25 protein-coding genes and 1 pseudogene are annotated in these 24,850 nt (G+C 70.3%); 10 read left to right on the top strand and 16 right to left on the bottom strand.

What is annotated here, in order from left to right; genetic code table 11:
* Positions 1-136, bottom strand: a pseudogene (locus EGT67_RS24600) (superoxide dismutase); the annotation flags it as partial.
* A 282-nt stretch (positions 137-418) separates the two neighbouring features.
* Here EGT67_RS24600 and EGT67_RS24595 point away from each other — a divergent pair.
* A complete protein-coding gene (locus EGT67_RS24595; protein ID WP_127918741.1) occupies positions 419-1,561 on the top strand; it encodes an acyltransferase family protein in 1,143 nt (380 codons plus the stop codon).
* A gap of 9 nt (positions 1,562-1,570) precedes the next feature.
* Positions 1,571-2,245 (top strand): peptide-methionine (S)-S-oxide reductase MsrA, encoded by a 675-nt coding sequence (gene msrA / locus EGT67_RS24590; RefSeq protein ID WP_127918737.1) that lies wholly within the window; start codon positions 1,571-1,573, stop codon positions 2,243-2,245.
* 9 nt (positions 2,246-2,254) lie between these two features.
* Here the strand turns inward: msrA and EGT67_RS24585 are convergent, their stop codons facing one another.
* From EGT67_RS24585 to EGT67_RS24570, 3 genes are all read right to left on the bottom strand, one after another.
* Positions 2,255-2,908, bottom strand: coding sequence for a hemerythrin domain-containing protein (locus EGT67_RS24585; protein ID WP_241566236.1), 654 nt, complete (start codon positions 2,906-2,908; stop codon positions 2,255-2,257).
* Between the two features lie 178 nt (positions 2,909-3,086).
* Positions 3,087-4,592: an MFS transporter gene (locus EGT67_RS24580; protein WP_127918735.1), complete on the bottom strand. Its 1,506-nt coding sequence runs from the start codon at positions 4,590-4,592 to the stop codon at positions 3,087-3,089.
* A 1,719-nt stretch (positions 4,593-6,311) separates the two neighbouring features.
* Positions 6,312-7,241: an LLM class F420-dependent oxidoreductase gene (locus EGT67_RS24570; RefSeq protein ID WP_127918734.1), complete on the bottom strand. Its 930-nt coding sequence runs from the start codon at positions 7,239-7,241 to the stop codon at positions 6,312-6,314.
* A gap of 503 nt (positions 7,242-7,744) precedes the next feature.
* On the opposite strand from EGT67_RS24570, the gene EGT67_RS24565 reads away from it, so the two are divergent.
* Genes EGT67_RS24565 through EGT67_RS24550 form a run of 4 tightly spaced genes read left to right on the top strand, consistent with a single transcriptional unit; the run spans position 7,745 to position 10,752 of the window.
* Positions 7,745-8,092, top strand: coding sequence for a rhodanese-like domain-containing protein (locus EGT67_RS24565; RefSeq protein WP_241566234.1), 348 nt, complete (start codon positions 7,745-7,747; stop codon positions 8,090-8,092).
* Positions 8,093-9,043, top strand: coding sequence for a DUF4328 domain-containing protein (locus EGT67_RS24560; protein ID WP_127918732.1), 951 nt, complete (start codon positions 8,093-8,095; stop codon positions 9,041-9,043).
* On the top strand, positions 9,040-9,804 hold the full coding sequence (locus EGT67_RS24555; protein ID WP_127918731.1) for a glycerophosphodiester phosphodiesterase: 765 nt from the start codon (positions 9,040-9,042) through the stop codon (positions 9,802-9,804). The genes EGT67_RS24560 and EGT67_RS24555 overlap by 4 nt, the downstream gene beginning before the upstream one ends.
* A 33-nt stretch (positions 9,805-9,837) precedes the next feature.
* A complete protein-coding gene (locus tag EGT67_RS24550) occupies positions 9,838-10,752 on the top strand; it encodes a DUF5926 family protein (protein ID WP_127918730.1) in 915 nt (304 codons plus the stop codon).
* Between the two features lie 68 nt (positions 10,753-10,820).
* On the opposite strand, the gene EGT67_RS24545 is transcribed toward EGT67_RS24550, so the two are convergent.
* From EGT67_RS24545 to EGT67_RS24515, 7 genes are all read right to left on the bottom strand, one after another.
* Entirely contained in the window at positions 10,821-11,369 is a 549-nt protein-coding gene (locus EGT67_RS24545; protein WP_127918729.1) for a ferritin, read from the bottom strand.
* A gap of 159 nt (positions 11,370-11,528) precedes the next feature.
* A complete protein-coding gene (locus EGT67_RS24540; RefSeq protein ID WP_127918728.1) occupies positions 11,529-12,074 on the bottom strand; it encodes a ferritin in 546 nt (181 codons plus the stop codon).
* A 63-nt stretch (positions 12,075-12,137) separates the two neighbouring features.
* Positions 12,138-13,490 carry an LCP family protein gene (locus EGT67_RS24535; RefSeq protein WP_421958166.1) on the bottom strand — a complete coding sequence of 451 codons (1,353 nt, stop codon included), beginning with the start codon at positions 13,488-13,490 and terminating at the stop codon, positions 12,138-12,140.
* Positions 13,491-13,524: 34 nt separating this feature from the next.
* Positions 13,525-14,343 carry a CPBP family intramembrane glutamic endopeptidase gene (locus EGT67_RS24530; protein ID WP_127918727.1) on the bottom strand — a complete coding sequence of 273 codons (819 nt, stop codon included), beginning with the start codon at positions 14,341-14,343 and terminating at the stop codon, positions 13,525-13,527.
* A gap of 26 nt (positions 14,344-14,369) precedes the next feature.
* Positions 14,370-15,596 (bottom strand): serine hydrolase domain-containing protein, encoded by a 1,227-nt coding sequence (locus EGT67_RS24525; protein ID WP_127918726.1) that lies wholly within the window; start codon positions 15,594-15,596, stop codon positions 14,370-14,372.
* Complete coding sequence (locus tag EGT67_RS24520; protein ID WP_127918725.1) at positions 15,593-16,981, bottom strand: wax ester/triacylglycerol synthase family O-acyltransferase; 1,389 nt, start codon at positions 16,979-16,981, stop codon at positions 15,593-15,595. The genes EGT67_RS24525 and EGT67_RS24520 overlap by 4 nt, the downstream gene beginning before the upstream one ends.
* A gap of 109 nt (positions 16,982-17,090) precedes the next feature.
* A complete protein-coding gene (locus EGT67_RS24515) occupies positions 17,091-17,855 on the bottom strand; it encodes a DUF2470 domain-containing protein (RefSeq protein WP_127918724.1) in 765 nt (254 codons plus the stop codon).
* Positions 17,856-18,006: 151 nt separating this feature from the next.
* Here EGT67_RS24515 and EGT67_RS24510 point away from each other — a divergent pair, with 151 nt between their 5' ends.
* The 3 genes from EGT67_RS24510 to EGT67_RS24500 all read left to right on the top strand — a co-directional run bounded on the left by EGT67_RS24510 (position 18,007) and on the right by EGT67_RS24500 (position 20,395).
* A complete protein-coding gene (locus EGT67_RS24510; RefSeq protein ID WP_127918723.1) occupies positions 18,007-18,726 on the top strand; it encodes a hypothetical protein in 720 nt (239 codons plus the stop codon).
* A 68-nt stretch (positions 18,727-18,794) separates the two neighbouring features.
* Positions 18,795-19,709 (top strand): prephenate dehydratase, encoded by a 915-nt coding sequence (pheA, locus tag EGT67_RS24505; RefSeq protein WP_127918722.1) that lies wholly within the window; start codon positions 18,795-18,797, stop codon positions 19,707-19,709.
* Complete coding sequence (locus EGT67_RS24500) at positions 19,706-20,395, top strand: histidine phosphatase family protein (protein ID WP_127918721.1); 690 nt, start codon at positions 19,706-19,708, stop codon at positions 20,393-20,395. Before pheA ends, EGT67_RS24500 begins: the two co-directional genes overlap by 4 nt.
* 4 nt (positions 20,396-20,399) lie before the next feature.
* Here EGT67_RS24500 and EGT67_RS24495 read toward each other — a convergent pair whose 3' ends face one another.
* From EGT67_RS24495 to EGT67_RS24475, 5 genes are all read right to left on the bottom strand, one after another.
* Positions 20,400-21,203, bottom strand: a complete 804-nt coding sequence (locus EGT67_RS24495) for an ESX secretion-associated protein EspG (protein ID WP_127918720.1) — start codon at positions 21,201-21,203, stop codon at positions 20,400-20,402.
* Positions 21,200-22,426 (bottom strand): PPE domain-containing protein, encoded by a 1,227-nt coding sequence (locus EGT67_RS24490; protein WP_127918719.1) that lies wholly within the window; start codon positions 22,424-22,426, stop codon positions 21,200-21,202. Before EGT67_RS24490 ends, EGT67_RS24495 begins: the two co-directional genes overlap by 4 nt.
* 58 nt (positions 22,427-22,484) lie before the next feature.
* Positions 22,485-22,793 (bottom strand): PE domain-containing protein, encoded by a 309-nt coding sequence (locus tag EGT67_RS24485; protein ID WP_127918718.1) that lies wholly within the window; start codon positions 22,791-22,793, stop codon positions 22,485-22,487.
* Positions 22,794-22,930: 137 nt separating this feature from the next.
* Positions 22,931-23,281: a metallopeptidase family protein gene (locus EGT67_RS24480; RefSeq protein ID WP_127918717.1), complete on the bottom strand. Its 351-nt coding sequence runs from the start codon at positions 23,279-23,281 to the stop codon at positions 22,931-22,933.
* Between the two features lies 1 nt (position 23,282).
* Positions 23,283-24,374 carry a septum formation family protein gene (locus EGT67_RS24475; RefSeq protein ID WP_127918716.1) on the bottom strand — a complete coding sequence of 364 codons (1,092 nt, stop codon included), beginning with the start codon at positions 24,372-24,374 and terminating at the stop codon, positions 23,283-23,285.
* A 60-nt stretch (positions 24,375-24,434) separates the two neighbouring features.
* Here EGT67_RS24475 and EGT67_RS24470 point away from each other — a divergent pair, with 60 nt between their 5' ends.
* Entirely contained in the window at positions 24,435-24,845 is a 411-nt protein-coding gene (locus tag EGT67_RS24470; RefSeq protein WP_127918715.1) for an ankyrin repeat domain-containing protein, read from the top strand.
* Positions 24,846-24,850 lie beyond the last annotated feature (5 nt).

Below are 24,850 nucleotides of genomic sequence, written 5' to 3'. Positions count from 1 at the left end.
TGTCGAGGGCGGCGTTGGCGCCGGCGACGTAGGCGGCGTGGTGCTTGTCGTGGTGGAGCTCCATGATCTTGCCGGAGATGTGGGGCTCGAGGGCGGCGTAGTCGTAGGGCAGATCGGGCAGCGTGTAAACAGACACGAGATTCCCTTCCTCAGGGGCGTGGCGCCCTGTGACGTGTGCGTTTGATGAGTTGTACTGGGGACAACCCAATCTCATTGGTACACCCTGCGCAACCGCCTCGCTGAGGGTGGTCCTGACCTCACAAAATATTTCGGGTCACCGAAACCGGGTGCGGGAAAGGGCCATCCGCGCAATGCGGACGACGCGCTGAATTGGTCCCGGAGGTGAACGGAACACTAATATCGCGTGGTGCCTTCCGAGACGCGTGCTGCAAATCCGCGGGCAGAGCTGGCACCTCGAGTGGAACTGTCCGGCGCCGATCTGCTCCGCACCGTCGCGGTTCTCGCCGTCATCTACTCCCACATCTCGTTCTATCTGATCGACGACCTCGGCTCCGGATGGTGGCTGATCGACGGCGTCTACGCCGTGTTCGTCGAGGGGCTCAACCTCAACCAGCACCTCTCGTTCGTCGGGGTCGCGATCTTCATGACGCTCACCGGCGCGGTGATCACCAGGTCGGCGATGCGGCACCACCCCGGACGATTCCTCCTCGATCGGGTCGGGCGCCTGCTGCCGGCGTTCTGGGTCGCGATCGCCGCCGCGATCGTGTTGGTGCGGCTGGGCATCAACGGCATGTTCAGCGGGCAGCCGGGGATCTCCAACACCGAGGCCGCGCTGAGCTTCGTACTCGGCGGATTCTTCCTCCGGCCCGAGGTCGCGGTCCTCGGCGTCACCTGGACCCTCGTCGTCCAGGTGTTCTTCTACGTGTACTGCGTCGCCCTGCGGCCGGTGCTGCGTGCGCGCCCCGTCGTCGTCCCGCTCATCGGTGCGGCCGTGTGCGCGCTGATGCTGCTCTACAACCTCTACATCCCGCAGCCCTACACCGTGCCGATGCTCTCCAAAATCGCGGCGACGTTGCCCACGGTCTTCCTCGGCCAGCTCATGTACCTCGGATGGGCGCGCCTGGTCGACTGGCGCTGGCTGGTCGTCGGCGTGCTCGCGCAGATCGAGGTGGTGCGCCTGGCCACGGAGATCCGCGTCTACTGGGCCGGAGACCGCTACCTGTGGACCATCGCCGTCGTGACCGCGCTGGTGCTGGTCCTGGGGCGCTACCGCGGTCGACCCACGCGGTGGTCGGTGATCCGGTGGACCGCCACCCGCAGCTACGCGATCTACCTGGTCCACACGCTGATCCTCTACCGCGTCTACGAGCACGCGGTGGGACCGCTGGGTCAGACCGGAGCGGTCATCGCCTTCCTCGTCGTCACCGCGGCCGTGTCGGAGGTGCTCTATCGGTGGGTGGAGGTGCCCGCCGCGCGATGGCTGTCCGCGCGCACCCGGCGCATCGGTCGCGGATCCCGCGAATCGGTGCCCGCCGGGGGCTCCGAGCAGCCCGATCATGCGCCGAGCGGGCGCCCGGTGGACACCCCCGACCGCGCGTAGCATCGAACCATGTCTTGGTTCGATGAGATTTTCGACGGCGGAATCGCGCGCGCGAAATCGGTGATGGTCACGTCGGATCAGGCCCTCCCGGGTCGCGAGACGCCGATGCCGGTACCCGACGCCCACTACGTCAACGGGCACCCGCTGAAGCCGCCGTTCCCGGAGGGCATGCAGACGGCCGTGGTGGGCATGGGTTGCTTCTGGGGCGCCGAGAAGGAGTTCTGGCAGCGCGGCGGCGTGTACTCGACGGCCGTCGGGTATGCGGGCGGCTACACCCCCAACCCGACCTACGAGGAGGTCTGCTCGGGACGCACCGGGCACTCCGAGGTGGTGCTGGTCGTGTTCGATCCGAAGGTCGTCTCGTACGAGGGCATCCTCAAGCAGTTCTGGGAGAACCACGACCCCACCCAGGGGATGCGTCAGGGCAACGACCGCGGCACCCAGTACCGGTCGGTGATCTACACCGAATCCGACGAACAGAACGCGGTCGCGCACGCGACCGAGGAGATGTTCGGCAAGCGCCTCGCCGACGCCGGCTACGGGGTGATCACCACCGAGATCGCGCCGCTCACCATGTTCTACTACGCCGAGGACTACCACCAGCAGTACCTCGCGAAGAACCCGGGCGGCTACTGTCCCGTCCACGCGACCGGTGTGAGTTGTCCTGTGGGACTGGGTGCCTGACCGCTTCGGTCAGCGCGGGGCCTCCAGTGGCCCGACCGGGACGTCGGGCCCCCAGCGCAGTGCGCAGGCACGGCGGTACGGGGCCTCGAAAACGTGTAACAGGACGAACCGGGTGACCGGACCGACCTGGTGATGGAGCAGGTCGGTCCGTTCGGGGTCGAGGCTGTCACCCAACCATTGACCGAGGATCCCCAGCTCCCACTTGGACTTGGGGTCGATGTTCTCGGTCCGGTCCCACTGGACCCACTGGGCTGCAGTGAGGTTCCGTGCGACGAGCGGCATCGCCTCGTCCTCCTCCTGTCGTAGGTGCGGCAGCAGTACTTCCTCGAGGGTGGCGAGTGATCTCGTGAATTCACTTCTCGCGCTGGGTGACCCGTTGTCGTGGAACATCGCGGCGGCGGTGTCCAGTCGATCGGCCTCGGGTGCGATCCGGGCGTGGTCCGCGTCCATCCGGTCGAGCACCGGTGCGGCGTCGGGTGCGGTCCGCCGCAGTAGCGGCCACAATCCGTGGTCCTCGGCACGGTGATGCTCGTGCAGAAACGCCATCATCCAGTGCGTGTGATCGGAGACGGCGCCGCGCTGGTGCTCGTCGATCCGGGGCGCCTGCAGGACGTGCTCGGTGCGTTCGAGATCTCGGCGCAGTGCGTCGTGCACGACCCCCATCATCCTCGTGTCCGCCGGCGCAGTGGATTTTCGCGTGGATCTTCCGTTCATGACGGTCTCCTGCGGTCGCGATTCTCGTGTCGCGACCTCGTTCCCAGGCTAGGACCGGAACGGAACAGGCACAAGACAGCGGACCGGGCCCGGTGCCGTGGAGGCACCGGGCCCGTCCGCGTGAGGATCAGGCCGCCGGCAGCGGCTCCGGATCACGTTCGCTCGCTGCGGCATCCGTCGCCGCCTGGGCTGCGATCGCGTGGCGCCGACGGTGCAGCGTCATCACCACGAGGATCGCGGCCAGCGACGACAGGCCGCCGATCAGGTACGCGATGGTCATGCCGTTGTCGGCGTAGAAGCCGTAGCCGTCGATCACCGTTGCCACGTTCGAGTTCAGGACGGCGAAGGCGATCACCGGGAGGATCGAGGCGAGCAGTGTCTGCGACGCCTGCACCATGCTCGACATCGACGCCTGCACCGACGGCGGGACCGACGCGATCGTGAGGTTCGGGATGGATGCCGTGGTGGCGCCCATACCGAGGCCGAACAACAGGATGCCGAACAGCACCTCGGGCTTGCCGGTGTGCGAGAACGCGGTCACGACCGACGCGGCCAGCATGAAAGCCGCGCCGCCGGCGAGCGTGAGGGTCGGGAACTTGGTGCGCAGCATCCTGCCGACGACGATGCCGCCGATGACGCTGCCGACACCCATCGGGATCTGGATGAGGCCCACACCCTTGGCGTCGACACCGAAGCCGTAACCCAGACCGAGGACCGACGGAGTCATGCTCATGATCGGAATGAGCGTGGCGTACAAGGAGATCGTGCCGTAGGCCAGACCGGCGGACAGGCAGATGCGGAGCATCGGGCCGCGGCGGAAGAACCGCAGGTCGACGATCGGATCCACCGTACGCAGGGCCAGCGGCACCCAGATCGCGATGACGGCGAGACCGCCGACGATCAGCAGCAGCGTACCGACGTCGGCCCAGCCCCACGACGGTCCGAAACTGATGCCGGCGAGGATCGCGGCCAGACCGCCGCCCAGCAGGACGGCGCCGACGACGTCGAGGCGGGCGGGATTGCGGACCGGAGTCTCTTCGGTGGTGAGCACCACCAGCGGGGCCATGACGACCAGCGCGACGAACAGGAACCAGAAGATCGAGCGGAATCCCCACGCGTCGACCAGCACGCCGGTGATGAACGGCGACGGGATCGTCATCAGGCCCATGCCGCCCGCGGCGAGGCTCACAGCGAGGGCAAGAGTCTTGGGCGGGAACACGTCTCGCATGAGGGAGAAACCGAGGAACATACAGGCGATCAGCACGCCGAACAGGGCGCGGCCGAGCACCAGGACGAGGAAGTTCGGCGCAACCGCGGACACCAGGGCGCCGACGGCGGCGATAGCCATGCAGATCAGGAACACCTTGCGCTTGCCGTGGATGTCGGCGAGCTTACCGGCCAGAGGGCACGCCACCGCGGCGGCGAGCAGGTAAGCCGTTGTCACCCAGGCAATCTGGTCAGTCTTGAAGTGTTCACCGATCGGCATCATGGCGACCGAGGCCATCGTCGAGCTGATCGAGACGATTTCCAGGACGACTGCGATGGAGATCAGGGACAGGACGAGCCGCGGGGTCCAGCCGCCTTCGGAGACGGCGCGCGGCGGGGTGGCCGCGGTGCCGAGTGTTCCTGACATGTAACACCTTTCTGGGGAAATGTGGTGCGGGTCACGCTGTTGCGCCCATTACAGATCCCGGGGCCGCTTCCGCAGGAGGGGTGTCCCGTTGAACGGAAACATATTTCGGAGGTGCTGCCGAAGCGCCTTCGGCGACGGACTCCGCTACGAGCGCTGCTCGGGGAGGGGGCCTACCGGTCCTACACCCCACAAGGGGCAACGATCGCGATCGTCACATACGGGAAGGGCGGCGCTGGGGTGGGCGCGGAGCGCGCCGCCTCGCGCCGTCGACGTTCCCGCGATGGATCTTCCAGATGCTCTGTAAGACAATCCATCTCGTTGTAGGACGCAGAAGGCGGGCCAACGCCTCACGCGCGATCGGCGGCGTTCGCGTCGGCTTCGAGTCGCGGGCACGGTGCTGATCGATCTCGCGGCGTGTGCGTGTCCCGTTCTTCTGGGCGGGCGTCCGCGCTCGTAATACTGATTCCACCTTTCCTGGGCCGATCGAGATGTTAAGTTGCTTTCGCCTATATGCATGGGGGCGCCGCCGGTTTAGTTGGTCTCTGGCTGGGGTGAGGAAATGGTGGCGCCGCAGTTTTTTTCTGTCTTCATGCTGTCGGGCGGAATCTCTACGAATTGTTGCGCAGGCCAATTGAGGAGGTCGTATAGCGATGCCAACCCACAGAGCTACGGACGTACGCACTCTGAAGATCAAGACCCGCATCATGGTTGCCGCGACGGCAGTCGCCGCGCTGGCGATCGGTTCGCCGGCGCTGGCGAACGCCGGCGGTGAGGACGGCGGCTCGGGCAGCCACGGTAGTGAGAGTTCGGATAGTGGTAAGGGCAGCTCGGGCAGCCACGGTAGTGAAAGTTCCGGCAGCGGTGAGGGCAGTCTCGGCAGCCACGGTAGTGAAAGTTCCGGTAGTGCGGAGGCCGGCAGCGCCAGCCTCGGGGAGCACGGAAGTTCGGACCTGGGCAGCTTGATTCTGCCGCTGCTCGGGAGCTCCGGCTCCAACAGCGGCAGTCTCCTACTCGGCAGTGCCGCAGCTGGTAGTGGCGTACTCGGAAGTATCGGGCTCGGCAGTCTTGGGTCCGGAGGATCGGGCGGCCCGGGTGTCCCCGGCCCGGGTGTCCCCGGCCCGGGGACACCGGGACCGGCCCCGAGCGTTCCGGGCCCCAGCGCGCCGGGACCGGCCCCGAGTGTCCCCGGCCCCAGCCAGCAAGCGCCACCCGCACCGCAAGGCGGAGGGCAGGTCGCTGTCGTCCCCATGGGCGGCGTCGAAGCCGGCGGCGGACCCTCGAACGACACCGGCGGAGACGGATCCGGTTGGCTGGTCGGCAGCGCCCTGCTCGTCGCGGCCATGGCGGGTACGACAGCAGCGGGCGTCGGCAGGCATCGTCGCCGGGCGTAAGCGCCGGCAGTTGTACAAAGAACCGACAGGCCATTGCCCGAATTGTCGAGGCAATGGCCTGTCGGCGCGGCATCCACATTTTTTCGCACGCCAGGTTCCGGGTAAATTACATCGCTTGGAATTGCATTCCCATTAATGTTCAATTCGCCCGTTTGATTTCGATCGGGAAATCGACCCCGTGGATGTGGGGCACATTTTCAGGGGGTCTGCCCCGTGCCGGCAAACCGCCCGAAAACCCGCCCGGCCGCCCCGATTCCTGCCTGAACCGTTGCGGCAGAACCTATCTCGGGATTTCTGGGGCGCGTGACCTCCTGAGCGGGCGTGCACGTCAGTCCAGCTGCCGCATGACCTCCGCCGCGACGAGCTCGAGATGATCGAGGTCGGCCAGGTCGAGGGTCTGCAGATAGATCCGCTGCGTCCCCGCTTCGCGGTAGCGGCCGATCTTGTCGACCAACTCGGCCGGCGTGCCCGCCAGGCCGTTCTCACGTAGCTCGTCGACCTCACGCCCGATCCGGGCGGCCCGGCGGGCGATCTCCTCGTCGGTGCGCCCGCAGCACAGCACCAGAGCGTTGGAGTAGACCAGCTCGTAGGGATCGCGGTCCACCGCCTTGCACGCCTCGCGGACCCGCTCGAACTGCGCGACGGTGTCCTCGATCGAGACGAACGGCAGGTTGAACTCGTCGGCGTAGCGCGCCGCCAGCGACGGCGTGCGCTTCTTGCCCATGCCGCCCATCACGATCGGCGGACGCGGCGTCTGCACCGGCTTCGGCAGCGCGGGCGAGTCGCTGATCGGGAAGTGGGTGCCGTCGTGGCTGAAGGTCTGACCGACCGGGGTCCCCCACAGGCCGGTGATGACCGCGAGCGACTCCTCGAGCCGGTCGAACCGCTCACCGAGCGACGGGAACGGGATGCCGTATGCGGCGTGCTCCTCCTCGAACCAGCCCGCGCCGATGCCGAGTTCGATCCGGCCACCGCTCATCGCGTCGACCTGCGCGACCGAGACGGCGAGCGGGCCGGGGTAGCGGAACGTCGCCGACGTGACCAGGGTGCCGAGCCGGATCGTGGAGGTCTCACGGGCGAGACCCGCGAGGGTGATCCAGGCGTCGGTGGGGCCGGGCAGACCCTCGACGTTCATCGCCAGGTAGTGGTCGGACCGGAAGAAGGCGTCGTACCCGAACTGTTCCGCCGCCTTCGCCACCGTGAGGAGATCGTCGTAGGTGGCGCCCTGCTGGGGTTCGGTGAAGATTCTCAGGTCCATGCGGACCACTGTGCCGCACCGTCGAATGTGACTTGCGTCGGAGGACGAAGTCGAGGGAACCGATTCGGGTCCCGCCGCGTCGGATCAAGTGTCGGGACGGGTTCGTCCCGACCGAAAAGGGGGGAGAGCCGGGCCGGAGCGAGGGGCTGGGATGGGGGCACACATCCCGGCGGTGGGGACTCCGGCCCGGTCCACCACACCGGACCGCCGTCGCGCAAATCCACACAGGCTGTGGATTGCTGTGGAACTTGCGGTGCACAGTTGTCAGCGAACAATCCACCTCGAGCCCCTGACCTGTGGATGTTCCCGCCAAAGTTGTTCAGAACTGTGGATGACCCTGTGGAAACTGTGGATAACTCGACGAATCAAGTGCTTCAGGTCACATTTGGGGTGGCAAATCGATGGAGGTCGGAGGCCTGACGTATCGGTCCGGTCACGAACGGTCCGAGGGCGTAACGCGAGATCATCTGCCACGGAACAGGGGGCGTGCCAGAATCGAACCCGTGACGATCCCGCACGTTCCCACCGTCTCCGTGACAGATCTTCCGACGGAGCCCACCGACGCGACGGTTCTGCTGGACGTGCGCGAGGACGACGAGTGGGAGTCGGGGCATGCCCCGGGGGCGCAGCACATCCCGATCATCGACGTGCCGGCCCGCATCGACGAGATCGACATCGACGCCGAGGTGTACGTCGTGTGTCGCCAGGGAGGGCGCTCGATCATCGTCGTCGAATACCTCAACAGCATCGGTTTCGACGCCTACCACGTCGACGGGGGCATGGTCGCGTGGCAGGGCGCCGGACTCCCGCTCACCTGCGGCGACGATCCCGGTTCCGCGAAGATCTACTAGATGAGCGTCGTCCAGGTCTGCGCCCGCTGCGCGTCGAGGTGGCCGGTCGTCGGCGGCCCGGCGCAGTGGTGCCCGCGCTGCCAGGGTGTGCTGCTCTCCCCGGTCGACACCGACCGTCCGGCCCCACCGGCCGCACGCAACTTCCGCTGGGTCGCCCGCAGCCCCTACCCGCCGATCGCCCGACGCCGCCGGGAGCCGCGCCGCCTCGGGCCGACGCCCCGGTACACCCAGGTGCCGCGCTGGGGACTGCTCGACCCGCCACCGGAGGAACCCGACGACCGGCTCACCCGCACCGAGGCCGCCGCGGACCTCGCGCCGACGCTGCTCGCGTGCACCGCGATCGTGTTCGGGCTCGCCGCCCTGGCCGAGGCATTCCGGTACGGGCTGCTCGTGTTCAATCGGGTGCGCCTGGTCGATCCGCTGACCCTCGCGCTGTCGGACTCGATCGTGTGGGCGACACAGCTGTCCGCGCCGCTGGTCGCGCTGGCCGCCGCGGTCGCGTCCGTGTGCCGACTCGTCGTCACCCGCCGTCAGGTGTTCGCCGCCCGCGGGCTCGCGGACCCACGCTCGCCGCGGTCCCTCGCAGCCGGCGTGCTCGTCCCGGTCGTCAACCTCGTGATGCCCGGCGTCTACCTCACCGAGGTCGCCGGCGGCGACCGCCGGACCCTGACTGCGGTCCGCATCTGGTGGGCGGCGTGGGCGGTCGACGGGTTGCTCGTCGCCGTCGGGCTGCTGTGGCGCGGCCGCGACAGCCTGCAGGCACAGGCCGACGGGGTGGTGCTCGCCGCCGTCACCGCGGCCGTCGCGGCCGCGACCGCCCTGCTCACGTTGTGCGTCATGCGCCGGTTCGACGGGCTGGACCTGCTCGGACGCCCGCAGCGGACCACCCGCTGGATCAACGTGCCGGGGACCGGGCAGCCCGCCCGCACCGAGGAGGCGACGGTCGGATGAGCCCGGATCGGCGTGGACCCCTCGTGGTCGCGCATCGCGGCGCGTCGGCCGCGATGCCCGAGCACACCCTCGCCGCGTACGAACTCGCCCTCGCGGAGGGCGCCGACGGACTCGAGTGCGACGTGCGACTCACGCGCGACGGCCACCTCGTGTGCGTGCACGACCGTCGCGTGGATCGCACGTCCTCCGGCCGCGGCGTCGTCAGCGAGATGACGCTCGAGTCGCTCGGAGAACTCGACTACGGCACCGACGGCGAACCGGCCGGGCTGCTGACACTGTCCCAACTCATCGAGCTCACCCTCGGCTGGACGTCACGCCCGACCAAACTGTTCATCGAGACCAAGCACCCGGTCCGCTACGGCGGCCTCGTCGAGAGCAAGGTGCTCGCCGAGCTGTCCCGCTACGGGCTCGCCACCCCTGCGTCCGCCGACCATTCGCGGGCCGTCGTGATGTCGTTCGCGGCGAGCGCGGTGTGGCGGATCCGCAGGTCGGCGCCGCTGCTGCCGACGGTGCTGCTCGGGGACGCCTCCCGCTACCTCGGCGGCGGCGCGGCCACCACCGTCGGCGCCACCGCCGTCGGGCCGTCGATCAAGACGCTCCGCGAGCACCCGGAGATCGTCGACAAGGCCGCCGCCGCCGGACGCGCCACCTACTGCTGGACCGTCGACGATCCCGCCGACGTCGTCCTGTGCAAGGAACTCGGCGTCGGCTGGGTGGCCACCAATCATCCGGGCCGCACCAAGAAACTGCTGGGCGGCTGAGATAACGCGCTCGTCCGTGTAGGTTTTGGCCTCGTGGGTAAGAAGAGCAAGAGAAACAGTGGCCCCAAGCCGGGCAGTAACCGCGCCGCGAAGCTCGAACAGCGTCGTCTCGAGCGCGAGGCCGACGTCGTCGCGCCGACCCGCCCGTTCGAGGGTCTGGCCGCCGAGTGCGACCTGGTCGCGCTGCGCGAATTCGTGCCGTCGGCGCTCGTCGAGCTGCCGGTCCGCGACGCCGACAAGCCGGTCACCGCGGCCACCGTCCTGCCCGGGGCCGTCGCGGCCCTGGTGCGCGACGAGGACGGCACCGCCGGCCGGTACGTCGGCCTGCAGGTCCAGGCCCACACGGCCGATCCCGGCGCCGACCTCGGCGCGGCGGTCACGTGGGTGCAGTCCGCGGAACCGGGCAACTCGCTGACCTTCGCCGACCCGCAGGCCGGCGGTCCGCGCCTGGCCGACGTCCTCGTCGCCGACGCGCTGCCGAAGATCACCGTCCACCAGAACTTCGACTGGTGGATCCCCGAGGGTGTCGAGCCGGCCCCCGACGTCGCGGCGACTGTCCAGCAGGCGAACATGGCGATCATGCCGTCGGCGCGACTCGAGGCCGACGGCGTCGTCGCCGCGTGGTGGGTCGACGCCGGCGAGCGCGCGCACCTGCGCTGGGTGCGTCCCGAGGACGAGGACTCGCTGATGCTCGCGCTGGCCCGCGTGCACGCGGCCGGCGGACTGCACCTGGGCGAGGGGTCGCGGTTCGCGGGCTCGTTCCGCACCCACGGCCTGCTGGTGCCGGTCTTCGACCTCGACCGCGAGAAGCACCCCGACGAGTGGGCCGCGCCCACCGCCGAGCTGGGTGCGCGTCTGGCCGAGGCCCTCGCAGTGGACGCGCCGCTCACGGCGGCCGAGGTGCGTGCGCGGGACGGGCTGCGCGGACGCCAGGTCACGCTGCGCTGAGTTCACCGAGCTCGAAGGGTCCCTTCGTGCGCGCGAGCGCGTGAAGGGACCCTTCCGCTGTTTCGGTGCTAGATCGTGCCGCCGGCGGCGGGCGGCGCCCCGGACGCGTCGTCCACGCTGCTCATCTCGCGGGCCACGAAGTCCTCGAGATCGAACAGGTTGGAACCCGCACGGTCGGCGATGGTCAGGAGGGTCGTCATGCGGGCGACCTCCTCGACCTGCTCCTTGAGGAACCACTGCATGAACTGTTCGCCCAGGTAGTCGCCGTCGTCGCGGGCGGTGCGGGCGAGTTGGACGATCTGCTCGGTGACGGCCTTCTCCTGCGCGAGGGCGAGCGCGATGGGCTCCCGCGCGTTCTCGAAGTGGCTCTTCGCCGGATCGACGCCCGTGAGTTCGACGGTGATGTCCCGATCCAGGAAGTACTGGATGATCATCATCGCGTGATTGCGTTCCTCGTTGCCCTGCTTGTAGAAGTGGTGGGCCAGCCGGGGGAGATCCGCGTTGTCGAAATACACCGCCGTCGCGAGGTACTGGTGCGACGCGTTGAATTCGTTGCGGATCTGATCATGGAGAAGTGCGTGAAATTTCGTCCGATGCGAATCGTCTGAGGCACTCATGGAGTCAAGGTATCGCTGATCAGGGCGAACTGTCACCCAAGTGGAACCTAATTGAGGCTAGTGTGTCCTCAATTAGCCTTGCCTCATTCCGGATCGAGATTTCCGGAAATACCGATCTGCCGCAATTGTCGATTGTTCGGCAATTGCGGCAGACCGGAATCAGGCGTCGGCGCCGGCGATCCGCGGGGCCGTGGAATCGGCCGTCACGGCCGAACTCATCTCGCGCGCCACGAAGTCCTCGATGTTGAAGAAGTTGTCGCGGGCGCGGTCGACGATGGTGAGCAGCGTCGTCATGCTGGCCACCTCCTCGACCTGCTCCTTGAGGAACCACTGCATGAACTGTTCGCCCAGGTAGTCGCCGGTGTCGCGGGCGGTGCGGGCCAGGCGGGTGATCTGCTCGGTGACGGTGCGCTCCTGCTCCACGGCCAGCGCGACCGGCTCCCGGACCGACGCGAACTCGGTGACCACGGAGTCGATGCCGGGCACGGCAACCGGCAGGTCGTTGTCGAGCAGGTACTGGATCATCATCATCGCGTGGTCGCGCTCCTCGGCGGCCTGCCGGTAGAAGCGGCCAGCCAACTGCGGCAGGTCCTGCGAATCGAAGTAGACGGCGACCGCGATGTACTGCTGGGAGGCCGTGAATTCGTTTCGGATCTGGGTCTGCAGCAGTCGGTGGAACTCGTTCGTGTGCGCCGCTTCAGTCATGCACGAAACAATACCGTCCGTAATGCCGCGACAGTGTCGACAATGTCCGGACAGCGACGAGCATCACGGTGTGCCGGTCAAGAGACCCTGTGGAATCTGGCGGTCATTTGCAAGCGCATCGAAGAATTCGCTTGCCTTTTCCCGATCCCACAACAGAACGTCGCCCCAGCCGTCGACTACTTCGAATCCGCCGACCGGCACGGTGGTCGTGACCATCTTGCCGCGCAGTGCCCACGCCAGCCCGGCGAGATTCCACAGATGGTCACCGTCGGCGACCTGCAGCGAATTGGCGGTCTGCGTCATCATGGGCCACAGACGCAGCGGGTTGATCAGCGTCGTGGGCGAGGTGGCCTTCTTCAGCAGCGCGCTCATGAACGCACGCTGATTGTTCATCCGGTCCAGGTCGGCGAGCGCGGTCGCGCGGCTACGGACGAAGCCGAGGGCCTCCGGGCCCGAGAGATCCTGGCAACCGGCCGGCAGGTTGATGCCGGCGAGGGGGTCGTCGATCGGGTAGGGCACGCACATGTTCACGCCGCCGAGGGCATCGACGATGCCCGCGAACCCGCCGAAGCCGATCTCCGCGTAGTGGTCGATGCGCAGCCCGGTGGCCTCCTCGACCGTCTGGACCAGGAGTTGCTCGCCGTCTTCCTGTGCGAACGCGGCGTTGATCTTGCCCCGCCCGATGCCCGGGATGTTCACGTACGAGTCGCGCGGGATCGACACCATCGTCGTGGCGCCGCTCTTCGGCACGTGCACGAGCATGATCGTGTCGGTGCGCTTGCCGTCGATGTCCCCGCCGGCGGCGAGGGCGCGGTCCTGGTCGGCGGTCAGGCCGGCGCGGCTGTCCGAGCCGACCAACAGCCAGTTGGTGCCCGGGGTGTCGGCGACGCGGCCCGGGTAGTCGGCGAGCGCGTCGACGCGGTTCAGCTTGGTGTCGAGGTAGACTACACCGCCGATCGACGCGACCAGGAGCACGGCCAGGGTCAGCGCCACCCGGCGCAGCCACGTTCCCCGCTTCCGGGGGCGCCGCTGCTTCGGGGGCTCGGCGGGGGCGGCCGGCGGGCGCGGCGGCTGCGGACCGCGCGGCGGGGCGGCCGGCGGAGTCCGGCGCGGCTCCGCGTACGGGCGCGGGGTCTGCGTCGGCGCGTGGCCGCTTCCGCGGGGCGGCGGCCCGCCCGGCGTCCGCGAGTACGCCTGCGGCTCGGGGGCCTCCGACCACGCACGCGCGGGCGCAGGCCGCGGTGCGGGGCCGCCGGGACGTCCGTCACGGCGGATGATCTGGGTGCCCTCGGCGCCCTGCGACGGGCGCTGCGGGGGCGGCCCACCGCGGCGCGGCGGGGGAACGTTGCGCGGGGGCTGGGGCCGGCCGCGGTGCGGCGGGCCCGGCTGACGTCTGTCGGGGGTCTCGCCGTTCACGATCCGAGAATACGTGCGATGCCGACAGTTGCGGTCACGGTAGCCACGACAGGTGCCCGCGGAGCAGCGCGTATCCCACGAACGCGACGGTGTCGATCAGGGCGTGCGCGACCACGAGCGGCCACAGTTTCCCGGTGCGCTGCCAGTACCGGCCGAAGATCAGCCCCATCAGCACGTTGCCGAGCCCGCCGCCGAGACCCTGGTACAGGTGATAGCTGCCGCGCAGCAGCGCCGACGCGAGCAGTGACGAGTTCTCGCTCCAACCCAGCCGGCGCAGCCGCGAGATCAGGTACGCCACCACCAGGACTTCCTCGGCGACCGAGTTCGCGATCGCCCACAGCACCAGCACCGGCAGCCGCCACCAGTGGTCGTCGATGGTGCTCGGCATGACCGTCAGGTTCATGTCCAGCGCGACCGCGGCCAGGTAGAACGCCAGGCCGGGGAGTCCGATCAGCGCGGCCAGTCCGACGCCGGGCAGTATCCCGTCGCGCAGCTGCGTCCGGCCGAAACCGATCCGGCGCGGGCCCAGGCCGCTGCGCCACAGCAGGTACAGCCCCAGCGCCGCCCACGCGGCGAGTTTGACGACGCCGAGCAGCTGCCGGGCCAGGTCGATGAACGACTGCGTCGACCGGGACGGGTTGAGCGCGACCGCCTGCTCCGACAGGCCGCCCGGCTGCAGCGCCGACTCGAGCAGCGACAGGATGCTGTAGACGCCGTTGAGCCCGAACGTCACGAGCAGCACGATCGTGATCTCGAACCACAGCGCGCGCCGCTCGCGGGCGTCGAGCGGGGGCTCGGACGACGGTGGCAAGGCGGGCCGGAGCCACGAGTCGACGGTGGTGCGGGTGATCACCCCGCCGACGCTAGACGCAAACGTCGTCAGATGTGGTGGGCGAGGGACTCGGCCTTCGCACCGAGGTTCGGCAGCCGCAGGTCCGCGAACGGGGTGAGCGCGCCGCCCAACCGGTTCGTCACGAACGCCACCGACAGCCCGCTGTCGGGGTCGGCGAACGCGCCGGAGCCGCCCAGCCCGTAGTGACCGAACGCGCCCGAATGCTGGGTGCGGGCCGCGACCAGGGCCGCGTGGTAGCCCAGCCGCCAGTTCATCCGGATGCCCAGAACGTAGTCGCGGGCGCGGGTCTGCACCTCGCTCAGTTGGGCGATGGTGTCGGGCTCGAGGAACCGGATACCGTCGACGACGCCGTCGTTCGCGAACGCCGCGTACATGCGGGCCAGGGCGCGGGCGCTGAACACGCCGTTCCAGCCGGGCATCACGAAGTCGTGGATCGACGGGTCGCGCACCAGCATGTCGAAGCCCTCGGGCATGCCGGCGTCGGCGATGTCGCGCAGGTGCGGCACCAGCGACAGCGCCAGCGACGTCACGCCCCACGGCACCCCGAACGGGTTGATGTGCGGGAAGACCTTCGCGATGCGGCCCTTCTCGGATTCGGGGACCTGGAACCAGAACTCCGGGATGCCGAGCGGTTCGGCGACCTCGGTGCGGACCAGTTCGGCGAACGGCTTGCCCGACACCCGCGCGGTCAGTTCCGCGATCAGCGATCCGTAGGTGACGGCGTGGTAGCCGGGCATCGTGGTGCGGCGGGGGTCCGGGACGGACGCCGCCAGCGCCGCGGTGACGCGGTCGTGGTCGAGCAGTGCGAGGCGGCCGGGCACCAGTCCGCGGATGCGGTGCAGGCCGGCGCGGTGGCTGAGGAGTTCACGGACGGTGATCGATTCCTTGCCGGCCTCACCGAACTCGGGCCAGTAGGACGCGACGGTGGCGTCGTAGTCGATCAGCCCGCGCTGCGCGAGGCGGTGCAGCACCGTGCTCGCGACGCCCTTGCCGGTCGAGAACGACAGCGTGACGGTGTCGCAGTCCCACTTGCGGATCGGGGACGCCCACCCGGCCCACACGTCGAGGACCGGCTTGCCGTGCAGATACACGGCCAGCGCGCCACCGCCGTCGTGGGTGCGATGGAACAGGTGGAAGAACTGGGTGGCCAGTGACTCGAAACGCGGGTCGACCAGCATCGTCCTGGGCGGCCGGTATTCCGCCTTCGGACGTGGGGTCCCGCCCGAGCCACGACGCGGCATTGCGGCAGTCATGTCGAGCGAACTTCCGATATCCGTTCGAGATCGCCCAATGCAACCTCGGTCTCATCGGTAAAACACTCGAGGTCCGGCACAGATTCCGGGTGCGCCAGAAATCCGAAATCCAGCCGGTCGGCGTAGTGACAGGCCGTGATGTTCAGACCGGTCCCGTCGAACACGATCGACAGCGGGTACATGTGCCGCAGTTCGGCGCCGTTCCAGTACAGCGGGCTCGTGGGACCCGGCACGTTGGAGACCACGACGTTGTAGCTCGGCGGCAGCACCTCGCCCATCGGGAGGATCCGGGCGATGTTCGGGGCCAGGGTGGGGACGGCCACGATCGTCGACGCGCCGCTGCCCATCGTGCGGACGCGGCGCTTCGCATCGGCCATCGACCGGCGGATCCGGTCGAGGCGCTCCCGCGGGTCGTCGAGGTCGGTGCCGAGCGTGCACAGCGCGAGACCGAACGCGTTGCCGCCGGTGGCGTCCTCGCGTCGACGCTGCGCGACCGGGACCAGCGCCACCAGCGACGACGCCGGTAGCGCGTCCCGTTTCGTCAGGTAGCTGCGCAGCGCACCCCCGCACATGGCGAGGGTGATCTCGTTGCTGGTGGCGCGGGTGGCGCGCTGTACCGCGCGCAGTCGTTCCTTGGGCCACGACCGGCCGACGAACGCCCGTTCCGGCCCCACCTTGCCGTCGAGCGGCGTGTGCGGCGCGCGCATCGGCAGGACCGTGGAGTCGGTCGTCACGGCCCGGCCGAGCCAGTCGGCGGCACCGACGACGGCGTGTCGGGCGACGTCCGCGACCGACACCGCACTCGCGACGCCTGCGCGTGCGAGCCGCAGCGGGCCCGGCAGGCCGCGCGGTCCCGGCTGCTGCGGGGATCGGTCCGGCGCGAGCAGCAACGGCATGTCGCGGCGGTCGGGGTCGGTGGTGAGCGACTGCTCGATCATCCGGATGCCCGACATCCCGTCGAGGGTGGCGTGGTGGATCTTCCCGTAGAGCGCGAATCCGCCGCCGGCAAGTCCTTCGATCAGGTAGCCCTCCCACATGGGTTGGGATCGGGCGAGACGGTGCTCGTGGAGGCGTGCCACCAGCCCGAACAGTTCGGCGTCGTCGCCGGGCGAGGGCAGCGCGTGCCGTTCCAGGTGTCGGCTCATGTCGATGTGGTCGGCCGGTCGCCAGGCCGGCAGGAGACCGGTGGCGAGGGAGACGGCGGGCTCGGCCATGAGCGCGGACTGCGCGCGCACGGCTGTCAGCGCGTCGCGGTACGCGTCGGCGGCGAAGCTGTCGGGGCCGCCGGGCGGCGGAGCGAAGACGAGCAGGACGCCGATGTGCAGCGTGCGTGACCCGATCTCACCGGCGAGCAGCGCGACGTCCACCGGTGACATCAGGGCCATCGCGCACCACGATGTCGGTCCACAGCTTCTCTGTACACCCCGCGCCGCGGTGCGGCAGGCGCTTCGCCGGGTGTGGCCGGGATGTGACCGACCCGCAAGCCGAACGTCGTCAGGGGCGGGTGCGCAGACCGTTGACGAAGGGGCAGCCGACGAGGACCCGCAGGGCGCGGCTGAGCGCGAGCGCGTCGTCGGCGGGTTCGGCGAAGTCCATCCGCACGTCCCGGTCGCCGGTCGCGTCCTCGATCCGCAACCGCACCCCGTACCGGTCGATGCCGAGCGGGCGCACCCGCCCGGTGCGCAGCGGCGGCGGCAGCCGTCGGGCGAGCATCTCGACCAGGTCGGAGTGGTCCTCCTCGAGGTGCTGCAGCCAGCCCGTCTCGACATCCCAGAAGGGGTCGGGCTCGGCGGCGAGCAGGTCGTCGACAGCGACGGCCTCGGCGCCGTTGCTGTCCGCGACGACGGCGGACTCGAGTCGCAGGCGCAGCAGGGTGGCGTCGTGCCCGACGTCGAGCAGCGCGGGGTGCGGGTTCTCGGCGGCCACCGCGTCGGCGAGGTCGCGTTCGTCCTGCCCGGACACCGCGGTGAGCGTGCCGCGCAGCCACACGAGCGATCGGACGGGTTCGCGCAGCGCGAGGGGCGCGTAGTCGGTGAGTTCGAGGACGGCGGGCAACCCGCCCGGTCCGGCCTGCCACGTCAGGGCCGCCGCAGCGCAGTCCATCGGTGTCGCGAGGACGGCGGTGCCGTCGGTGCGCAGGTGGTGCAGCGAGGTGACGGCGGGGTCGCTGCCGGCGACGGCCAGCACGGCATCGGTCGCGCGGGCGCTCGCGCTCCGCATCCGTTCGGCGGTGGACGGTCCGAGGGTGCTGCGGGTCATCGGCGGCTTCCTTTTGCGTCGGGGCCGGCCCGGGGCGCGACACCGAACCTGCATCGAAGTGAGGTAAACCTAAGCTAATTCCTGGGGGCGCGGTCGGCAACCCCTCGGCTCGGAAGGTGGGTTCCGACCCGGGCCGGGCTAACGTGTGGGTGTGTCGATTCCTGTTTCGCTGTCGATGCCGACTCTTCCCGCGTCCCGCGCCGACGCGGCCCGGCCGCTCGTCGCCGGGTTGCTCCACCAGCGGCGAGCCGCCGCCGGCGCCGTCGTCGTCCGGGACGCCGTTACCGCCGGCCCCCAGATCGTGGCCGCCTCGATCCTCACCGGCGCCGCCGGTACCGACGTCGATGCCGGTGCGGTCGTCGTCGAGCTCGACATCGATCCGGACGGCCTCGCGGACGCGGTGGAGCATCGGGCGCTCCGCTACCACGTGCACTGCACCTCGGAGCAGCTCGCGGACGCGGTCGGTCTCCGGTTGCCCGCCCCCGTCGCGGTGTTCGTCACGCCCGACGGCGCCGACGCCGGCCCCCTCGCCGAGGCGGCGCAGGTCCTCGCCGACGCCGGCCACAGCCCCGGGCTGATCGCCGGTCAGCCCGTCGACGCGGTCGCCGACTTCCTCGCAGTGCTCGCGCACACCTCCGTCGGTTTCGTCGCCCGCGCCCGCGACGGTGCCGAGGTCCTGGCGCTGCTGGCCGGCACGGTCGCGGCACTGCGCGGCGACGACGTCCGCGCGGCGCTGGCCGCCCCGGACGCCGCCGCGCTCGCGGCGCTGATCCCCGAGGCCGCCGAGGCGGTGCGGGGCGTGCTGCTGGGCATCGAGGTCGACGACCCGGAGCAGGCCGACCGCGTCCTCGCGGACGCCGGGCTGCTGTAGCGCACGCCGTAACGGAACCGGGACCGATCCGCGGAGTACCTCGGGGGCGATTGCGTAACCTCGTAGGCGTGCCTCGTATCGCGTACTTCGGACCCAGCGGGACCTTCACCGAGATGGCCCTCGCCCAGCTCGAGGCGGCCGGCACGTTCGCCGGCGCCGTCGAACGGGTGGCGGCCGCGAGCCAGCCGGCGGCGTTGGAGATGGTGCGTCGCGGCGACGCCGACGGCGCGGTGGTCCCGATCGAAAGCTCCGTCGAGGGGTCGATTCGTCCCACCATGGATGCGCTCGCCCTCGGCGACCGGTTGCAGATCATGGCCGAAACCGAACTCGAGGTCGCCTTCACCATCGTCGGGCGCCCCGGCACGACGCTCGACGACGTCCGCACCGTCCGCGCCTACCCGGTCGCGACCGCACAGGTGCAGGGCTGGCTCGACACGCGCCTGCCGAACGCTCGCGTCGAGCCGGCGTCGTCGAATGCCGGTGCGGCAGAGGATGTTGCGGCCGGTGTCGCGGACGCGGGCGTGGCCACCGCGCTGGCGGGGGAGCGGCTCGGGCTCGTCGCGCTGGCGTCCGGGGTCGCCGACTACGAGGGCGCCCGCACCCGCTTCGTGCTGGTGACCCGGCCGCAACCCGCGCCCGCCCGGACCGGCAACGACCGCACCAGCGTCGTGCTGCACCTCGACAACGTGCCCGGCTCGCTGGTTCGTGCGATGACGGAGTTCGCGACCCGGGGCATCGACCTCACTCGCATCGAATCCCGGCCCACCCGTAAGGAATTCGGCACCTATCTGTTCCATCTGGACTGCGTCGGACACATCGACGACGGGCTGGTGGCGGAGGCGCTCAAGGCGCTGCACCGCTTCAGCGACGTCCGCTTCCTCGGGTCGTGGCCGTCGGCCGTCCCGGGCGGCGGCGCCCCGATGCCCGACATCGACGACACCGCGTGGCTGGAAAGGCTGCGCCGCGGAGAGGGGAACGCGTGAGCGGCCGACTGATCCTGGTCCGGCACGGGCAGACCGAGGCGAACGTAGAACGACGGCTGGACACCCGACTGCCCGGTGCGCGGTTGACGGAACTCGGCAGGACGCAGGCGCAGACGCTCGGCGACCTGCTCGCGGTGCGACCGCCGACCGCGCTGGTGTCGTCACAGGCGCTGCGGGCACGCGAGACGGCCGGGTTCGTGGAGACGGCGTCGGGCATCACGCTGCAGGTGCGCGAGGGTCTGCACGAGGCGCAGGCCGGTGAGCTCGAGGACCGCTCGGATCTCGAGTCGCACAAGATGTTCGCGAAGGTGTTCCACACGTGGCACACGGGTGACCTGTCCGCCCGGATCCCGGGCGGCGAGTCGGGCCACGACATCGTCGAACGCTATGTGCCGGTGGTGAACTCGCTGCGCTCCGAGTACCTCGACGGCGGCGACGGGGGAGATGTCGTGGTGGTGAGCCACGGTGCCGCGATCCGGCTGGTGGCCGCCTACCTGGCCGGGGTGCCCGGCGCCTTCGCTGCGGATCGGCACCTGGAGAACACCTCGACGGTCGAGCTGGTGCCGACCGCCGCGGGCTGGCAGTGCGTGCGGTGGGGTCTCTTCGACCCGCCGTTCGACGCGACCCCGCAGCGGCCGTGGTTCGAGGCGGCGGCGACCGAGGCCACCGACGACCCGATGGGTTGAGCCCTCAGCCGAGCTGCGCGAGCAGCGCTTCGAGCGCCTGACGCAGCCGGCCCGGGGTGCCGGGGGAGAGCGACGTCCACCGGACGCCGTCGGTGGCGACGCTCGTGGTGCCGACGACGCGTCCGGCGGCGGTGTCGAACACGGTGACCGGTCCGTGCGTCAGCGTCGCGCCGCTGTCCTCGTGGACCAGCCCGACGATCTCGGTGAACGTCGGGGAGCCGGCAAACGCGGGCCCGACGACCGCGGACTCCGCGGCCGAAACCCCCACCGCGATCAGCTGATCGGCCGCCCTCCGCGGGTCGGTGATCCGGTCGAGTGCGGCGGCGAGGTCCGCGGTCGGGCAGTTCACGACGCCGAAGGGCAGCGCAGGTGCGGTGCCGAGCGCGTGCACGAGCGGGCCGACGAGGTCGAGCCCCGACCGCTGGATGGTGAACGCGTCGCCGCTGCGCAGGGCCAGTACCGCGCCGTCGGCCGGGTCCCGGTCGAGGGCCAGGCACGCGCGGTGGACGGTGCCGTCGACGCTCTTGCGCACGGCGATCTGGGCGCGCGGGCGGGCGAGGGTCCGCATCTGCCGGGCCAGGTCGGGGTGCACGGCGATGCCGTCGACCAGGCCTGCCGCGGCGAGCCTGTCGTGGGCCCGCCGGAACACCGCGTCTCGCGTGGGGAGCGAGTCGAAGCGGGGACCGGCGTCGAGCACGACCGGCAAGACGTCGACGTCGAGCAGGTGCACGAGCATGTCGATCTCGTCGACGTGCAGGGTGGTGGGCGGCAGTGTCGTGCCGATCGGTTCGATTCCCAAGTCGATCACCGCCCGTCCTCGGGCAGGTCGGCGCCGATGACCGAGGGGATCACCGTGCGCCCGTCGGCGAAGTGCTCGAAGTTGCGCAGGTAGCCGCGGGTGGCGCGGTCGGCCCCGTCCGCGTCCGCGTCGCCGCGGTGCGCGCCCATCGGTGTGCCGGACATCGGGGTGTTGCGGGCGGCGGCCGCCGCGGCCGTCTCCGTGCGCGCCGCATCGGCGGTTCCCGGGCCGAGGCCGGTGCCCGCGCCGCCCGCGACGCCGCCGCGGTGCCCGGAGCCGTCGAGTTGACCGGCCTGCGCCCACCCGTCGGGCAGCGCGGCCCGCGCGCCGCTGCCCCCGCCGACGCCGGCGGCACGCGAGGCGACGGCGCCGGACGACCCGCCGCCCGACATCCCGGTGGTGGTGCCTCGGCCGACGGCCGACACCGGCGCCCCCGGGTCCCCCATGAGCGCGGGCGATCCGGCGCCCACGCCGCCGAGGACGGCCCCGCCGAAGTTGGCGGCGGCCGACGTCGCGCTGGACACGGTGCCCGCGACGGTGCCGACCTGTGACGCCGCGGTCGCGACGGCCGGGTTCTGCGCGAACGCGGTGGCCGCCGCCGCGATGGTGCCGACGGGGTCTGTGCGGAGGTCGTCTTCGAGTCTGCGCCGCGCCACGCTGCCGGCGTCGCGGGACTCGAGGCCGACGGTCGAGCCGTTGGTGATCGGCGGCGGCGGCGTGAAGGTCTCGGGTGTCGCGAGCATGCTCGACGCCGCCTCGTACCCCTCCATCACGATTCCGGCGCGGATGTCCATTGCCCGGTCGGCGGCCTCGGCCACGGCCGCGGAGCCGTTGAGCGCGCCGCCGGTGGTGTAGGCGGCGGTCTTGGCGGTCTTGACCGCGGCGATCTCGGGCAGGCTCGGCATCGCCAGGGCCGCGGTGGTGTACGCGCCGGCCTCGGCGGACGCCTTGGCGGCGGTCTCCGCTGCGAGGGTCGCGGTCTGCTCGGTCCAGGCGGTGAACGGTGCGATCCTGGCGAGGGCGGCCTCGGCGGCCGTGCCCTCCCACCCGGCCCGCAGTTCTTCCATGACCCGGACGAGGGTCGCGCCGGCGTCGACGAAGCCCTCCGCGATCGCGGCCCAGGCCGGGCCGGCGGCGCTGAGCGGCACCGGGCCGGCGCCCGCGCTGAGCGCGGTCGAGTTGACGGTTGCGCCGCGAGGCATCCAGACGACGCCTGTGACACCCAAGGTCATGATGCGTTTCTCCTCGGTTGGGCCGAGAGTTCGGCGGAGCGGTTCGGGACGCGTGTGCTCACATGCCTGTGGCGAGCGACGCGCCGAAGGCGTGGTCCTGGTCCTGGTACGCAATGGCCTGCGCGCGGAGCATGGCCGCGGCCGCGACCAGTTCCTCGATGCCCCGGGCGGCGGCCGGCCCGAAGCTGCCGGCGAGTCGGTTGAAGTATCCGGCCGCCAGCAACGACACCTCCTCGGACCCGGACGGTGCGACGTTCAGGGCCGGGGTCGCGGAGGTCAGCGTCGCCTGCAGGCGGGCGGCCAGCGCGTCGAGTTCCGCGGCCGCGGCGAAGAGGACGTCGGGTTCGACGCGCACGTGGTCCAACATGGCTTGACTCCTCGTCTCGGGGGCGGTGGCGACGGGAACGAGCTTCGCGAAACTTGTCCCTGATTGCTTCGACGCACGAGGAGGCGGGTCGGTTCCACATGAAACCGACGAAAATCCGGTGGGGTGCGGTGCGGTGTTCAGCCCCAGCCGAGCTCGTGCAGGCGGTCCTCTTCGATCCCGAAGTAGTGGGCCACCTCGTGGATCACCGTGACCATCACCTCGTGCACCACCTCGTCCTCGGAGTGGCACACGTCGAGGATCGCGTCGCGGTAGATCGTGATGGTGTCGGGCAGGGAGCCGCCGTAGTGGCTGTCCCGTTCGGTGAGCGCGATGCCGTGGTAGAGCCCCAGCAGCGTCGGCTCCTCGTCGTTGCGGGGCTCGACCAGCACGACGACGTTGTCGATCGCCGCCGCGAGCTGCGGCGGAATGAGGTCGAGGGCCTCCGAGACCAGCTCCTCGAACCGGTCCTCGGTCATCGTCACCGACACGTCAGGCTCCCGGCAGCGGCGCCGCGCCGGGCAGCGGGGTCGGCAGCGAACGACCCTCGGGGGCCGCCGGCGGCGGCACCGGAGCCTGACCGTTGATCAGGATGTCGCCCTTGGCGCTGCCGACGACGGTCGCGAAGCCGTTGCCGTCGACCTCGCTGCCGATCGAGCAGTTGATCTTGCGGCTGCCGACGAGCCAGCTGTCGAGGTCGAGGTTGTCCCAGAACAGGGTCAGGGTCTTGTCGCGGAGCGTGGTCGGGGAGCCCAGGTAGCCGTTGCTGGCGTCGGTGCACGCCTTCTCGAGGTACTTGTCCTGGTCCTCGACGGACGGCATGCCGCCGGGGAACTGGCTGGCCAGGTCGATCACGCCGACCACCTCGAACGCGTGCGGATCGGCGCACCCCACCGGATCGGACGGCACATTCTGGTTGATGCCGATGCAGGTGCCGACGTCCCACACCTTCGACTGGTCCTGCTCGGCGACCTTGCCCTGCATGGGCAGCAGCGACCCGGTGACGCCGGAGAACTGCAGACCGCAGCGGATGGTCCGCTCACCGGCGGCCCAGCCGGCCTCGCCCGGGTTGATCAGACCGACGCTGAACTTGCCCTTCGGGTCGAAACGACCGCCCAGGTAGGCGTTGACGGCGGGTGCGCACTGCTCGTCGCGCAGTTCGGAGAACCGCAGCACGCCGGGGAACTTGGATCCGGGCCCGAACTCGACGCTCGGGTACAGGCTCAGGTCCACGTCGGTGGCCACCTCGAACTGATGGGCCTGGTCGCAGTCGACCTGTTCGAGGTCGCTCGCATCGGACTTGGACCACGCGAGGCAGTCGCCCGTCGTCGCCGACCCGAATGCCTCGCCGGCCACCGCGCCCGTCGGCTGCGGACCGACGCCGGCGGTGTGGGTGGGCAGATTGTCGCCGCGGTCGAATCCGCCGGACACGAAGATCGTGGCGACTGCGGCCAGCAGCGCCCCGATCGCGACCAGCGCGAGCGCACGCCGCGTGACCGGCGCTGACAGGTGTCGGCGCCGTTCCGGCTGCGGTGCCGATTCAGCTGTCGGCTGCGACTTCGGCTCGGTCTCATCCACGGACATCCCGTCCATAATGCCTTCAACGCACGCAGATGCCGAAGTTTCCGCGTAGGTTCGTGCGGCATGAGTGAGGAACATCCCGCGACGCCGGACGGTGACGTGCAGGAGTTGGCCGGTCGATTGTTCGACATGGCCCGGGCCGGCGACGCGGCCACGCTCGCGCAGTACGTCGACGCCGGCGTGCCGGTGAACCTGACCAACGCGGCCGGCGACACCCTGGTGATGCTCGCGGCGTACCACGGGCACGCCGATGCGGTGCGCGCGCTGATCGAGCGCGGCGCCGACGTGAACCGCGCGAACGATCGCGGGCAGACACCTCTGGCCGGTGCGGTGTTCAAGGGCGAGGACGCCGTGGTGACCGCGCTCGTGGCCGCGGGCGCGGACGCGGAAGCCGGTCAGCCGTCGGCGCTCGATGCCGCACGCATGTTCGGACGTGAGGATTATCTGCAGATATTGGGGAAGCACCCGGAGTGAGTGCG

The organism is Prescottella agglutinans, assembly GCF_004011865.1.
Classification (GTDB): domain Bacteria; phylum Actinomycetota; class Actinomycetes; order Mycobacteriales; family Mycobacteriaceae; genus Prescottella; species Prescottella agglutinans.
Note: the sequence above shows the minus strand (reverse complement) of the source record. Positions and strands in the feature narration are given on the sequence as shown.